The organism is Algoriphagus sp. CAU 1675 (genome assembly GCF_029222925.1).
In the GTDB taxonomy this organism is placed as follows: Bacteria; Bacteroidota; Bacteroidia; order Cytophagales; family Cyclobacteriaceae; genus Algoriphagus.
In genome coordinates this window covers 312,548-325,928 of record NZ_JARHUI010000006.1, presented here as the reverse complement: position 1 = coordinate 325,928, position 13,381 = coordinate 312,548, and the positions used below count along the sequence as shown (strand labels likewise).

The window sequence follows — 13,381 nt, the reverse complement described above, 5'->3', positions numbered from 1 at the left end:
TCGTCAAATGGATATAATTCCCATTAAAACCGATACCAACAATATCACCAAGGTTACCAAAAATGCCAAGGGAATGGTTTTCTTTTGGTGCTCACCCAAATCCACTCCTGCCAATCCGATGAGCAAAAATGTAGACCCTGTCAAAGGGCTGACTGGGAATCCCGTCGTCATTTGCCCCATGATTGCGGCCTTACCAACCTCAATAGAACTCACCTGAAAAGTCTCTGCTGTGGAAGCCAACAACGGTAAAATCCCAAAATAGAAGGAATCGGGATCAAAGACCAAACTAGCCGGCATGGCAAGAATTCCGGTCATTAAAGGCAATTGTGTCCCTATCTGTTCAGGAAGGAGGTTTTCTATACTACCCGCCATGGCCTCCATCATCCCACTTCCCTTTAAAATCCCAGTAAAGCACCCTGCAGCAAAAAGAATACTAGCCATGAGCATAGCCTCCTTTGCATGCGCATCTATCCGCTTTTTCTGATCCTCCACCTTGGGATAATTGATCATCAGCGCTAAGGCAAATGCTACCATGAAGACCACAAAGGGAGGTGCCCATCCCAAGACTATAGAACTGACTGCCAGCAGAATCAAGAGAATATTTATCCAAAAAAGCCTAGGTCTGTGAGTTTCCAATTGCTTACCCCTATCCTGATTCTCAATCTCACCTAGATTGACGGGATTTAAGGTGCTTCTCTCCTTTTTTCCCAGATAATACGCTATTCCAAATACCGTGAATAAACCTACAAGAAATGGAATAAAAATGGGATTAAACAATTCAGTAACAGAAACACTCAAAGCTGAAGCTGCCCGAATCGTAGGGCCTCCCCAAGGCAAGATATTCATGGTCCCTGCTGAAAGTGCCACCACGCTTGCCAAAGTAAGCCTACTCATTCCTAACCTGTCATAAACTGGCAGCAAAGCTGGAACAACCACTAAAAAGGTAACCGCACCCGACCCGTCCAAATGGATCATCATAGCCAATAAAGCTGTGGCAAGACTGATCTTAACGGGATCATTCCCGGCAAATTTCAATAGTTTAGATATTATGGGTTGAAATGTCCCTGCATCCAACAAAACCCCAAAAAACAAGATCGCAAATACAAACATGACCCCTGTGGGTGCGATGCTTGTAAGTCCTTGGGAAATCATAGCCGGCAATTCCTCCAGCTTTCCTGCTAAGACACCACTCATAACCGGCACCAGTACCAAAGCGATAACCGGAGAAGCTTTTTTGGAAATCACCAAATAAAGCAATAAGAGGATGGTAAGTAGACCTAATAATGCTAGCATGCTTATTGGTTCAGGCTTTCCATAAATTGCAATTGGGGCCAATACCGAACCGGTCTGGATTTTACCTCATCTCCCAATTCCATAACCATGGGGTTTTGAGGATCAAAAACCGGCCATTCCGGCCATCCATCTCCATTGGGATTTCCTGTTTTGATAAAATTGAGCCAGTATGAACTCATGGCTTTTTCCAAGTCATAGTCAACTTGCTCAAAGGGCCGGTTCCAATTCCTCAAAGTATGAAGGGCATAGCTAAACTCGGCAGAATGGAAAGCACCATAATTTGGCTCACCGGGAGGAATCCTAGTGAAATAATACAAATAGGCAGGGTAACTCCCCTTCTCGGTCTGCATTTTGGCCCAGGTATAATTTTGGAAACCAAATTGCAACTCTCCGATTATCCCTTGGGTTTCTTCTAATTCTACTTCATTTCCCGCAGGGAAAAGTTCGAGATATTCACCCGCTCTTCCTCCATATTGCTTCACAGCATTTTTACGGAATTCCTCAGGTGTTGGCTTTGGCCCAAAGGAAACATTATCATCCGCATTCCATCCTGTCAAAAGTGGAACATCGGATTGTGAAGATTGCTCAAAGGTTTCCCTGACAGAAGGAATAACTTTGCCATCAACCACAGGGCCGAATCTTCCTGGAATTTTCAACAGGCTGTCAGCGTCAAGAAGTCGAAAATCCTGAATGGATGCTATTCCCAAATCCTTCATCAGGGTTGCTCCCCTTTCTTCAGCTCCTGTGAATCCTGAGACCAATCCTCCACCACGGTTAAACATTCCTCCACTTTGAGCAATAGCTTTTTGAAAAAGACCTTTTGCCTGTGGGGACACCACAAGGGCATTGACACTGAAAGCTCCTGCGGACTGACCGGCAATGGTCACATTTTCAGGATCTCCTCCAAAAGTTGCAATATTAGACTTGACCCATTCCAAGGCTGCGATCTGGTCCAGGATTCCATAGTTTCCGGATACCGCATTATCACTTTCTTGAGAGAGTTCAGGATGGGCAAAAAATCCAAAAATCCCCAATCGATAGTTGATCGTAACTACAACGATACCTTCTTTGGCCAAATCCAATCCATCATACAATGGAACAGTTCCCGATCCCCCACTGAATCCTCCCCCATGGATCCACACCATGACGGGTCTTTTTTCATCACTCTTTTCCGCACCGGTCCATACATTCAAGTACAGGCAGTCCTCAGAAATCGGTTCTTTTGGGATTAGAAATTCCTCTGACCATGCAAAAAATGGAACCGGAGGATTTTGCATAGCTGAAGCAGGGTTTGCTACACAGGCTTTAATCCCGTCCCAAGGCAAAACAGGCTGTGGAGCCTTCCACCTCAATTCCCCAATTGGAGGAGCTGCAAAAGGAATTCCTTTGAAGATTTTGACTTGAGAAAGAGAGTCCTGAGTTCCTGAAACCTTTCCTCCTGTGACTTCAAGAGATTGGACTTGAATCAGATTTTCAGAAGAAGGTTTGGAACAGGCCAGTATTCCAAGAAATAGAATCAGATGCAGTTTTTTCATGGGATGCGGATTTGCATCCTGAAGAAAAAGAAAAAAAATATTGTATCAAAGTGAAACAATATTCCTGTCAGTACACGAACACAGGATTACCGTTTTCACAGACCACACTCTTAGGAGGCCCCACATACATGCAATCTGAATAGATTTTGTTTTTGATGTTGTATTCTTCCTGTAGCAGGTTGTATTGCCTCACTTTTTCCAAAAAATCCGGCACGTCTATTTTTTTGGAATAGGCAACATATTCCCAAGGACCTCCACATGGCTTACTTCCCAGGGCCACAAAGTCCCAATCTGAAGAATTGGAACAAGTTTGGGATCCTGCAAGGGATTTTATTTCTGCATAAAGTTCTTCGAGTTCATCAAGGGAATATTCCTTGGTATCGGATTCAAAAAGTTGACAACCCACCATCAGGAATAATAATACTGAAAAAAGGAAACGGTTCATGTTTTTCGGAGGCTTTTTCCAATTAACGAAAAATGGAAAGGTATCGCTACATCAGTTTTTGGGCAAGCACCAAAATCTTTGAAATAAAAAAGCCACCCAAATGGATGGCTTAAATTGAAAGCTAATCTTTATATCTTATTGATCTTCTCCTCTTAATTTTACTACTGCCCCTTCCAGCAAATCACTGATCCGGATTTGGCAGGAAAGTCTGGATGTGGGGAAATATTCAGGAAGGTTTTCCAACTGATCCAATTCTATATCGGTAGCGTGTTTCAAGTCATCATTTCCTTCTAGGATTTCAACATGGCAGGTAGCGCAAAGGGCCATTCCACCACAAGTTGCCAAAATCGGATATTCTGAGGCTTTCAGAATTTCCATAAGGCTAAATCCCATATCAACCGGAGCTTCGATTTCCTGTCGGTTTCCGTCGTGATCTTCTACTGTAAAGTTTACCATGGCGCAAAAATAGAATTAAAATGAATTGACACCGTTGACGGTAGTGTATTTGAAGCTTAATTTCTGATCCGGATACACAAACTTGAAGGCTGAGTGCATCATAATTGCCGCCTCATGGAAGCCACAAAGGATCAATTTCAGTTTACCCGGATAGGTATTGATATCTCCGATGGCATAGATTCTTTCCACTCCGGTAGAATAATCACGGGTATCCACTTCAATGGCATTTTTATCAATGGAAAGTCCCCAATCAGCGATCGGACCCAACTTTGGACTCAAACCGAAAAGCGGGATGAGGTAGTCGGTTTCAATCTTGATTTCCTCTTTGTCCTTTCCCTCCAATGTCACGGAATCAAGGCTTCCATTCCCATTTACACTTTTCAAGTTGGCAGAAAGAATCAAGTCTATCTTTCCTTTATTTGCTAAATCAAAGACTTTCGCAGCAGAATCAGGAGCTCCTCGGAACGTCTCATTTCTATGAACAAGTGTGACACGCTCTGCAACTTTGGAAAGGTAAAGTGTCCAGTCCAATGCAGAGTCTCCTCCACCAGCAAGGACCACTTTCTTTCCTCTAAAAGTCTCAGGGTTTTTCACCATATAGGTAATTCCCTTACCTTCAAAAGCCTCCAAATTTTCCAATACCGGCTTGCGTGGCTCAAAACATCCCAAGCCACCGGCAATGATGATCACCTTTGCGTGCACGTGGGTCTTATCGCTGGTGGTCACCAAATAACTTCCGTCTTCCTGCTTATCCAGATGATCCACTCGCTCTCCCAAAGTAAAGGTTGGCTTGAAAGGCTTGATCTGTTCCATCAGGTTGTCCACAAGTTCCTGAGCCTTTACTTCCGGATATCCAGGGATATCATAGATGGGCTTTTGTGGATAGATTTCCGAAAGCTGCCCTCCTACCTGAGGCAAGGCATCAATCAGGTGGCAGCGCATTTTGAGCAAACCTGCTTCAAAAACCGCAAATAGGCCCACTGGGCCAGCTCCGATGATGCAAATATCTGTGTGAATCATGCTATGTGAACTTTATGGGAAAATTCCCTGATTTTCAATTTTATTCTTCTTTGTAACTTAGAATCCTACCTATCTGTTATTCGATTCCCTGCCCGTCGAGATTTTGATAAATCGTATTCAAGATTCTCTTAAACTCCTCGAAATCTTGCTCGCTGAGGTTCTCCCAGGCTTTCTCACGAATTTCTAGAATTTTGGGGCGTAAGGATGTGACTTTCGATACCCCTGAATCTGTTAGATGCAACTGAAAACTCCTGCGATCCTGAGGATGAGGCACGCGTTCCACGTATCCTTTTTTACAGAGTAAGTCAATAATCCGAGTCAAGGTAGGATGGTCTTTAAAAACCAAATTGGCCAACTCAGTCTGACTCAAATGCCCGTTTTCAGAAAGGTTTTTGAGTACTAACCATTGATCTACTGTGACATCAAAGTCACCTTCCTTGAATTGCTGCTGAGCATACTGCTTCACCTTTCGCGCGGTGCGATCCAGTAGAAATGAATACTTGGCAAACTGCTCCTGTGTCATACAAATAATTAGTATGACAAATATATGAAAAATGTCAACATAATTACCAATACCCGAGTCAAATCCAAGGTTTAATAGAGTGGATAAATAATTTCAAACTGGAGATAGGGTTTCCTTACTTCAACAAAAACCGAATCAAATCATCGAGGGAATCGAAGCTGGTTCCATCATAAAAAATTGAAAATGGATCTTTCACCAATCGAATTGGTGAAGCTATCTGTTTAACTCCTGCTTTGTTCAAGGCCTTTTGAACCCAATAAACCATATCTCCAGGCCCCTCTATTTCCAACTCAGCCTGAGGATGTTGAAACTCAACCCTCCCTCTTTTCATACTAAAGTGAAATTGTCCCCCTGCTATCAGTTCGTTGATCTCACCGCTAAAAACCAAATCCTCTGGCCTCCCACTGATCAATGGAGTTCCACAGTTCATCAACCAGAATCGGTCTGCAGTTTCCAAGGCGATATCCAAATCATGAGTTACAACCAGTATGGCTTTTTTCTCCTTTTGGGCTATTTCTCTTAATAAGTACATAACCTCATATCGGTTGACCAGGTCCAAATGTGCTGTGGGTTCATCCAAAATCACTACATCACAATCCTGAGCCAAAGCCCTTGCAATCAAAGCTTTTTGCCTTTGCCCATCACTGATTTCCCCTAACCTTTGATCTCTCAAGTACTGAATTTTGGTATTTGATAACGCCTCTTCTACTGCTTCCTCATCCTGATTGTTCAAGGAGCCCATCCAGTCAGTATAGGGAGCCCTTCCCAAACCAACCAATTGATATACCGTCATCTGTGCTGGCAATACGGGTTCGGTCAAAACCACTGCCATTTCCCTGGCCAATTCCTCTCTGGGATAGTCCTCAATTCTTTTCCCATTCAGCAATATCTCTCCCCTCCAAGGTTCCAGCCTTCCCATAATGGATTTGACCAAAGTAGACTTCCCTACCCCATTTGGTCCCAACAAACAGGTCAATTCACCTGAATTCAAGCTGAAATTCAAACCAGACAGGACTTCCTTCCTGATTTTCCCTTGGGTATATCCCAGGCTTAGGTTTTTTCCTATCAAAGCGGGTCCTTTCATTTCAAAATTCCTTACTGAAGTTTTTACGAAGAACCAGACTTACCACAATAGGGGCTCCTACCAATGAGGTGACTGCATTGATCGGAAGAGTTTGAGCCGAACCAGGCAATTGCCCAACAGAGTCACAAAGCAATAACAAAACAGCTCCCATTACCGCTGATGCAGGAAACAACACCCTGTGATCGGGAGTTTTCCAAATCATCCTGGCCAAATGAGGAACCGCAATTCCGATAAACGCAATTGGACCGCAAAAAGCAGTCACTGCTCCGGCTAACAATCCTGTACTTAGAATCATTGACCAACGCAGGCGAATTGGATTTATCCCCATACTCTGAGCGTAGGCTTCACCAAGAAGCATCACATTGTAGGCCTTGACCGAAAAAATCATAGGAATCATCCCAATAAGCAGGATAAGTGACAGAATTCCGACTTGTGACCAACCCAAAGACCCAAGACTTCCCATAGACCAAACTGTAAACAATTTGAGGGCTTCAGCACCCGAAAAATAAGAAAGTAGAGAGATTACTGCTGAAACTGCCGACCCAAACATCAAACCGACAATCAAAAGGGTCATACTATCTTTTACCTTCCATGCTACAAGGCTCACTAAAAGCAGAACTGACCCTGCTCCCAGTGTTCCCGCAAAAGCAGTAGCCCAAGTATTGAGAATCCCAGCAGACAAGCCAAGCCCTGTCCCTGCAAGAATTAAAACTGCTACTCCCAATCCTGCCCCCGAACTGATCCCCAATACAAATGGTCCAGCAAGTGGATTCCTGAAAAATGTCTGCATCTGAAGGCCACTCAAACTCAAGCCAATTCCAGCAATCATAGAAACTACAGCCTTGGGAAGTCTGAAGTGAAGTACAATCTGCTCGTGGGACGGTCGTTCCCAATTACCGAATAGCAGTCCTTCAAAAATTTCCTGTACCGAAATATGCACTGAACCCAAACTGATATTCAGCATAAAAACCAGAACAAGGACCATTAGCCCTGTAAAAATCCAAATACCTGTTTTAGTGTTTTTCATCGAGTTGATTATAAAAATACAACTCATAATCAGGAAGTAATTCAGGGTGAAGGATTTTGATCAAATCTTTTAAAACCAAATCCGGTCTCATATAGCCCAATTCAAAATACTCCAAGCCTCCCTGGGGGCCTTTTTTTCCTGTATAAGTGTAAACCTCTCCTGATTTGAAAGCTTCGAAGGCCTGATACCTTGGCTCAGCTTCCCCCATACTTTTCAGACCTTCAAAGTCCGCCGAACCAATCCAAAATTCTGCATCCATGGCATTCTCAAGTACAAATTCATAACTCAACTGAAGACTACCCAATCCTTCCTGATCCCGGAACACATAATTGCCTCCTGCATTTTCAAGGATTTCGGTCCCCCAACTTTCACTTCCGGGAGCATACCAGATATCCTGGTACAAAACCCCGCTGAGCACCGTAGGTCGCTGAGTTTCTAAAAGGTTTTCCACCAATTTCCCCGCATTCAAATAAGAGCTTTCAATTCCTTCAAATATTGCTTTTGCTTCTTCGTACTTTCCCAAGAGCACCCCTGTAAACTTGATCCACTCAGCTCTTCCCAGGGGATGTTGCTCCACATATTCCCCGTTGATGGGGCAAGGTACACCGGCCTTTTGCAGAAGATCGAGATACCTCAGGTCATCCCCGAGTGTAGAAATCATCACCCAGTCAGGTTCCAAGTTCAAAATCATTTCAGGATTAGCCGAAGGACCGGAACCAAGGTCCTTGATCTTTCCTGCCTCGATCCTTTCCCAAACTTTATGGGAAGAAATCAAACTTAAATTTGGAAAGCCAACCAAAGCGGAAGTATTTCCCAATAGGTCCAAATGAGGGATTTGCGTAGTAGAAGTCAACACCACCCGTTCTATTGGCAACTGGACTACTGCATCAAAATCTCCTTCAGGTCCCTCAATTCCCTCTTCCAATACCAAATAGGAGAACCCCTCTTCCGCACCTATCCAGGGTTGGATAACATCCAGCCTCCAAAACCCTTCCCCCTTGTAAATGGAAAAACCTTTCGCATAAGCCAAAGAGATTTGCTCTACTGCATCCTCAGGTTTGTTTTCCTTTCCTGAACAGGAAGTCAAAAAACTGATAATCAAAAGATAAAGAAGAACACTAGGGCTAGTTGGCACTTGGAGAGGGATGATTTTTAAACCTTCAAAATAAAGGAGTCCTGATACTGAATCCAAAAAAGATTTTTTTATTCCCTTTTTTCCAAAACAAAATGCCCTATGTTTGTGGGAGAAATAGGTTCCCAATTCACATCGTGAATTTTGGGATTAAAAGGGAATCCGGTGAAATACCGGAGCTGTCCCCGCAACTGTAAGTCTTTCTTGATCCAATCGAGAATACGCTTTTGTCACCCCAAGCCATTGGTCAATAATCTTTCTGACTGAGAAGGCCGACAAAAGTAAGACAAGCCAGGAGACCTGCCTAATTCTATTGATTCTGTGCTTTCGGAGGAAAAGCGATGAAGACATGCATGCCAAGGCAGTGTTTTGAGTTCAAAACCTGCAACAGTTACATTTCTTCCCATTTCTCTTCAAGCCCGAGTCGAATTGACCATTAATTCGTTCAGGCATGATTCTATTTATTTGGGTTATTTCCCTTTTCAGCCAAGCGTCTGAAAAGCTGGACACTCTTGCATTGCAAGAGGTGCAAGTGAGTGCTCCTGCATTTGAGCGATTTGGTCAAGGACAGAAAGTCCTTTCTTGGAATACAACCCAATTGGCAAGACTGCAAAACCAAACCCTATCGGATCTCCTTTCAGAACAAAGTCCTGTTTTCGTCCGAAGCTATGGCCCAGGAATGTTGGCTTCCCCATCTTTCCGGGGTACTTCCGCTGGGCACACAGCCATTTACTGGAATGGTCTCCCCCTAAACAGCCCTTCTTTGGGACAAAGTGATCTTTCCCTTTTCCCTTTAATAGCCGTAGACCATGCCAGTCTGCAGTTTGGATCGGCAGGAGCATTAGTCGGCAATGAGGCGATTGGAGGAAGTGTTCACCTCAACTCCAAGATTCCTTTCAACCTTTCCAGCAAGCTTCTGTTTTCCCAGGAAATCGGAAGTTTTGGGCAATCCAATACCCATTTGAAATGGAGTCGCTCCTGGAAAAAAACAGCTCTTCAGAGCAAGTATTACCGTCATTTTGCAGAAAATGACTATCCCTTCAAAGACCTTTCCCTGCCAGGTACACCAGAAAAAACCCAAGAACATGCACGTGTCCTTCAAGAGGGCTTTGTTCAGGACTTTTCCTGGAGAATCAAACCCGACAAACTATTTAAATCCTCCTTTTGGTACAACCGGGCCGATCGAGAAATCCAAGCTCCCATGGGATCCTCCACTCAGGATCTACAAAAAGATGAGAGTTTCAGATGGGTAGCAGATTATGAAATCATCAAATCCCAATCCCAGTGGATTTTAAAATCCGGTTTGGTCAGTGAAAAGCAGTTTTTCAATCAATCGCTTAACCAAACCCGTCAATTCTTACTCTCCGGAGAATGGGATTATGCAAGCAAGGGAAATTGGTCCTTTCACATGGGATCGAGAATTTCTTTGATCAAGGGAGAATTAAGTACCTATTCAGCTACAGACCAACGAATTGAATTCTTCCAGTTTTCAAAATATCAGGCAAGTGAAAAACTCATTCTTTCTCTGAACTTGAGACAGCAGGTATTTGGAGACACATTTCAGCCATTTATTCCGGGCGCGGGACTGGACTGGAAAATCTGGAAAAAGGAAGAACAAGAACTTACGTTCAAATTCTCAGGTGGAAAAGGCTTCAAAGTCCCCACACTCAACGACCGCTTTTGGAGTCCAGGAGGCAATCCGGATTTACTACCCGAGAAAAGTTGGAGTGCCGAGTCAGGGTTTGAATGGAAAAAAAATAAGCTGGGTCAAACCCTAACTTTTTATACCCTGAATGTGGACAATTGGATCATCTGGCTACCCCAAGGTTCGATTTGGACTCCTCAAAACATCAAACAAGTCATTTCTAAAGGCATAGAATATTCGGGAAATACAGGATTCACTCTTGGTCAAAGCATTTGGGAAAGTAACTGGAGTTTCAGCTTTAATAAGGCAGTACCCATCCGGGGAACCTCTAAAAATGACGCTTCAATCGGAAAACAATTGCCTTATACCCCCATCCATCAAGCGGCCATTGGTCTAAAGGGAACCTGGAAACATTGGCTTTTATCCTTGCAAGGGAATTATACGGGACAAAGAAACATCACCGCAGATAGTCCCAAAACCATGGCTGCCTATAAGCTTTTTCATTTGGCAGCAAGTTTTAAAGGGTTGAAAATGGGGAGACTGCAAATTCCCATGCAATTCCGAGTTCAAAATATATTCAACACCGATTACCAAGCTATCTATCTGCGGGCTATGCCGGGAAGATCTTATCATTTTAATTTATCAATACAACTATGAAGTTTAATTACATTCGATTCAGCAAGGTTCTTGCACTTTTCTTTATTCTCTTTTCCTGTGTGGAAAATGAACCTGAAAGACCTTTGGGTGAATATGATTCAGGAATTTTAATTATGAATGAAGGTTCCTTTGGAGCAAATGACGGCGAAGTCTATCATCTGAACCCAACTACCGGAACACTCAAATCAGACATTTTCGAAGCGGCCAACGGAAGACCTTTCGCGGGTTTGCTCGAGGACCTAATTTATGAAAATGACAACATGTATCTCGTAGCAAATACCGGAAAGGTAGAGGTAGTCAACCCAGGAGATTTTACAAGTTTGGGTGCTGTCACTTCAGGTTTGGATCAGCCCCGGTCTTTAACGGTAAACTCAGGAAAACTTTTTATCTCAGACTATGGTCCCTATGACCAAAACTATGGAACTCCCGATTCCTACATCGCCGTAGTGAGAAACACTTTAGGTGGAAATGTCGCAAAAAAGATCTCCGTATCAAGAAAACCAGAAGACATGATCTCATTTGGAAAGTATATTTTGGTTGCGGGATCTGAGGAAAGTAAAGTCGAGGTAATCGATGCGGAAAAAGAGGAAGTCATCAAAACAATTGAAGTAGGAGGAAATCCTTCCGTATTTTATGAAGCTGCGGGGAAAATCTGGCTTTATTCCACTGGACTAAGCGAGGTGTATTTTTACAGTTTTCATCTAGACAATTTCACGCTGGCTACCACCAATATTTACCCAATTGCCAATGCTACTGGAAAAATTGCCTTTGGAAATGATGACATTATGTACCTCCTGACCAGCTCGGGGTGGCCAGATTACAATGACGGTATCGCTCAGGTATCTGTACTTGGTCCTGAACTAAATCCCAATTGGTACAGCGGATCCGGTTTTTACGGAATTGGGTTTGACAAAAACAGAGGAGAATTGTATTTGGCCAATTCCAATGGATTCCAAGGAAACGGCACCATTACCGTTTTGGATGAAAATGGTTCTGAACTTCGAAATTTAGATTCCGGAAGAGGGCCTTCTGGTTTCATGATGCGATAATCTTCTCTGAAAATCCAAAATGCCTCCTTTCCAAATAGAAAGGAGGCATTTTTAATTTAGTAGCTATGGAGAATTTCAATAGCTACGAGTTTTTTGGCTTAAAATTCTCAAAAAAGACATTCACCAGCTTTCTGGCAAAAGTCATTGGGTTTAGGGTTCCGTCTTTCACATGCTCCTTTTCATTTGCCAACAGATTTTGAACCTTCACTTGCTCATGAAAAGCTTTCCCCAATAAGTATTGCACATATTCATCCAACCACTTGAGTCGCTGCCCAGCACGGTTTTTTTCGAAGTACCCTGAACCCTGCATTTTTTCCTGATAATCCTGAATTTTCATCCAGCAATCTTTCAATCCCTCTCCAGTCAAAGAGGATCCTGTCATCACAGGAGGAGACCAATTATTTTCCCCTAAGGGAAATAAATGCAAAGCATTTCGATAATTCGCACGTGCTATTTTAGCCGCTTTCAAGTTATCCCCGTCTGCTTTATGAACCAGAATCCCATCGGCCATTTCCATAATTCCCTTTTTGATTCCTTGGAGTTCATCTCCGGCACCGGCCAGCATCAACAATAGAAAAAAATCAACCATGCCCTTCACGGCGGTTTCGGATTGCCCTACTCCAACGGTCTCCACCATGATCACATCAAAACCCGCCGCTTCACAAAGAAGCATTGCTTCCCGGGTTTTGGCACTAACTCCTCCTAAAGTGAAACCGGACGGACTAGGCCTGATAAAAGCTCTTTTGTCTGCCGAAAGCTTTTCCATCCGGGTTTTATCCCCGAGTATGCTTCCTTTACTTTGTTGACTGCTCGGGTCCACTGCCAGCACAGCTACTTTCTTCCCTTCCTCAAGCAATATTTTTCCAAAAGCCTCAATGAAGGTACTTTTCCCGACTCCAGGAACACCCGTAATCCCTATTCTTATTGATTTTCCAGAAAAAGGCAACAAGTCCTGAACCAATTTACCCGCAAGATGAATATCAGATTCCAGAGTACTCTCTACCAAGGTAATTGCTTGGGAAAGCAAAACCCGGTTACCAGAAAGTACTCCCTCTTTGTATTCTTCTAAGGATTTTCGCTTCATCATTGCTTCACACCTTTTGTAAACCTCACCTCCCCCATGGGCGTCTTTTCATAGGATCCCAAGAGGGAAGCATTGAGCTCAGCATCAAAAAACGGTTCTTTCGGGTTCAAGTCAATAGGACCCTTGACATCCTCAGAAAAGAAGAAAACCAAGGTCCTGCCATATTTGGTATGAGGCTGGGCATTTCCAAAATCCTCCATCCAATCTTCTTTGGAGTCCAAACACCTCACCGCATACACTCGAATTACCGGACCGGTATTGTTTTCATTTCTGAAAAATCCGATCTGTTCGTATTTTCCCTCAAATCGCTCCAATCCAGGCTGACTGAAGCTTTCCATGAAAATATAGGCGATCAAAACCACCAAACCGGCGGCAAGAATCAAGAAAATCAATTTAGAGCTTTTCAAAAACTTTAGGGGCTAATGGATTTA

13 protein-coding genes and 1 riboswitch are annotated in these 13,381 nt (G+C 43.4%); of the genes, 2 read left to right on the top strand and 11 right to left on the bottom strand.

All coding sequences use genetic code 11. The annotated features are described in order from the left end of the window. Positions 1–3: 3 nt before the first annotated feature. From P2G54_RS15340 to P2G54_RS15300, 9 genes are all read right to left on the bottom strand, one after another. Complete coding sequence (locus P2G54_RS15340; RefSeq protein ID WP_275872427.1) at positions 4–1,293, bottom strand: citrate:proton symporter; 1,290 nt, start codon at positions 1,291–1,293, stop codon at positions 4–6. 2 nt (positions 1,294–1,295) lie between these two features. Beyond that, positions 1,296–2,828, bottom strand: a complete 1,533-nt coding sequence (locus P2G54_RS15335; protein WP_275872426.1) for a carboxylesterase family protein — start codon at positions 2,826–2,828, stop codon at positions 1,296–1,298. 67 nt (positions 2,829–2,895) lie between these two features. Continuing rightward, the gene (locus tag P2G54_RS15330; protein WP_275872425.1) at positions 2,896–3,273 is read right to left on the bottom strand and encodes a hypothetical protein; all 378 of its coding nucleotides are present in this window, start codon (positions 3,271–3,273) and stop codon (positions 2,896–2,898) included. Positions 3,274–3,408: 135 nt separating this feature from the next. Further along, entirely contained in the window at positions 3,409–3,729 is a 321-nt protein-coding gene (locus P2G54_RS15325; RefSeq protein WP_275872424.1) for a 2Fe-2S iron-sulfur cluster-binding protein, read from the bottom strand. 15 nt (positions 3,730–3,744) lie between these two features. Further along, positions 3,745–4,749, bottom strand: coding sequence for an NAD(P)/FAD-dependent oxidoreductase (locus tag P2G54_RS15320; RefSeq protein ID WP_275872423.1), 1,005 nt, complete (start codon positions 4,747–4,749; stop codon positions 3,745–3,747). Between the two features lie 76 nt (positions 4,750–4,825). Beyond that, positions 4,826–5,272 carry a MarR family transcriptional regulator gene (locus tag P2G54_RS15315; RefSeq protein WP_275872422.1) on the bottom strand — a complete coding sequence of 149 codons (447 nt, stop codon included), beginning with the start codon at positions 5,270–5,272 and terminating at the stop codon, positions 4,826–4,828. Positions 5,273–5,387: 115 nt separating this feature from the next. Then, positions 5,388–6,356 carry an ABC transporter ATP-binding protein gene (locus P2G54_RS15310; RefSeq protein WP_275872421.1) on the bottom strand — a complete coding sequence of 323 codons (969 nt, stop codon included), beginning with the start codon at positions 6,354–6,356 and terminating at the stop codon, positions 5,388–5,390. Between the two features lies 1 nt (position 6,357). Beyond that, positions 6,358–7,383, bottom strand: a complete 1,026-nt coding sequence (locus P2G54_RS15305; RefSeq protein WP_275872420.1) for an iron ABC transporter permease — start codon at positions 7,381–7,383, stop codon at positions 6,358–6,360. Next, positions 7,370–8,575: an ABC transporter substrate-binding protein gene (locus P2G54_RS15300; RefSeq protein WP_275872419.1), complete on the bottom strand. Its 1,206-nt coding sequence runs from the start codon at positions 8,573–8,575 to the stop codon at positions 7,370–7,372. The genes P2G54_RS15305 and P2G54_RS15300 overlap by 14 nt, the downstream gene beginning before the upstream one ends. A 42-nt stretch (positions 8,576–8,617) precedes the next feature. Then, positions 8,618–8,838, top strand: a riboswitch (cobalamin riboswitch). Between the two features lie 128 nt (positions 8,839–8,966). On the opposite strand from P2G54_RS15300, the gene P2G54_RS15295 reads away from it, so the two are divergent. Continuing rightward, on the top strand, positions 8,967–10,817 hold the full coding sequence (locus tag P2G54_RS15295) for a TonB-dependent receptor (protein WP_275872418.1): 1,851 nt from the start codon (positions 8,967–8,969) through the stop codon (positions 10,815–10,817). Further along, entirely contained in the window at positions 10,814–11,866 is a 1,053-nt protein-coding gene (locus tag P2G54_RS15290) for a DUF5074 domain-containing protein (protein ID WP_275872417.1), read from the top strand. The genes P2G54_RS15295 and P2G54_RS15290 overlap by 4 nt, the downstream gene beginning before the upstream one ends. Positions 11,867–11,948: 82 nt before the next feature. Here the strand turns inward: P2G54_RS15290 and meaB are convergent, their stop codons facing one another. Together meaB and P2G54_RS15280 are read right to left on the bottom strand one after the other, a co-directional pair. After that, the gene (meaB, locus tag P2G54_RS15285) at positions 11,949–12,953 is read right to left on the bottom strand and encodes a methylmalonyl Co-A mutase-associated GTPase MeaB (RefSeq protein ID WP_275872416.1); all 1,005 of its coding nucleotides are present in this window, start codon (positions 12,951–12,953) and stop codon (positions 11,949–11,951) included. After that, positions 12,950–13,357: a hypothetical protein gene (locus P2G54_RS15280; protein WP_275872415.1), complete on the bottom strand. Its 408-nt coding sequence runs from the start codon at positions 13,355–13,357 to the stop codon at positions 12,950–12,952. The genes meaB and P2G54_RS15280 overlap by 4 nt, the downstream gene beginning before the upstream one ends. Positions 13,358–13,381 lie beyond the last annotated feature (24 nt).

Coding starts and splice junctions, on each gene's coding strand:
- P2G54_RS15340 (WP_275872427.1), bottom strand. CDS start 1,293: ATGCTAGCATTATTAGGTCTACTTACCATCCTCTTATTGCTTTATTTG.
- P2G54_RS15335 (WP_275872426.1), bottom strand. CDS start 2,828: ATGAAAAAACTGCATCTGATTCTATTTCTTGGAATACTGGCCTGTTCC.
- P2G54_RS15330 (WP_275872425.1), bottom strand. CDS start 3,273: ATGAACCGTTTCCTTTTTTCAGTATTATTATTCCTGATGGTGGGTTGT.
- P2G54_RS15325 (WP_275872424.1), bottom strand. CDS start 3,729: ATGGTAAACTTTACAGTAGAAGATCACGACGGAAACCGACAGGAAATC.
- P2G54_RS15320 (WP_275872423.1), bottom strand. CDS start 4,749: ATGATTCACACAGATATTTGCATCATCGGAGCTGGCCCAGTGGGCCTA.
- P2G54_RS15315 (WP_275872422.1), bottom strand. CDS start 5,272: ATGACACAGGAGCAGTTTGCCAAGTATTCATTTCTACTGGATCGCACC.
- P2G54_RS15310 (WP_275872421.1), bottom strand. CDS start 6,356: ATGAAAGGACCCGCTTTGATAGGAAAAAACCTAAGCCTGGGATATACC.
- P2G54_RS15305 (WP_275872420.1), bottom strand. CDS start 7,383: ATGAAAAACACTAAAACAGGTATTTGGATTTTTACAGGGCTAATGGTC.
- P2G54_RS15295 (WP_275872418.1), top strand. CDS start 8,967: ATGATTCTATTTATTTGGGTTATTTCCCTTTTCAGCCAAGCGTCTGAA.
- P2G54_RS15290 (WP_275872417.1), top strand. CDS start 10,814: ATGAAGTTTAATTACATTCGATTCAGCAAGGTTCTTGCACTTTTCTTT.
- meaB (WP_275872416.1), bottom strand. CDS start 12,953: ATGATGAAGCGAAAATCCTTAGAAGAATACAAAGAGGGAGTACTTTCT.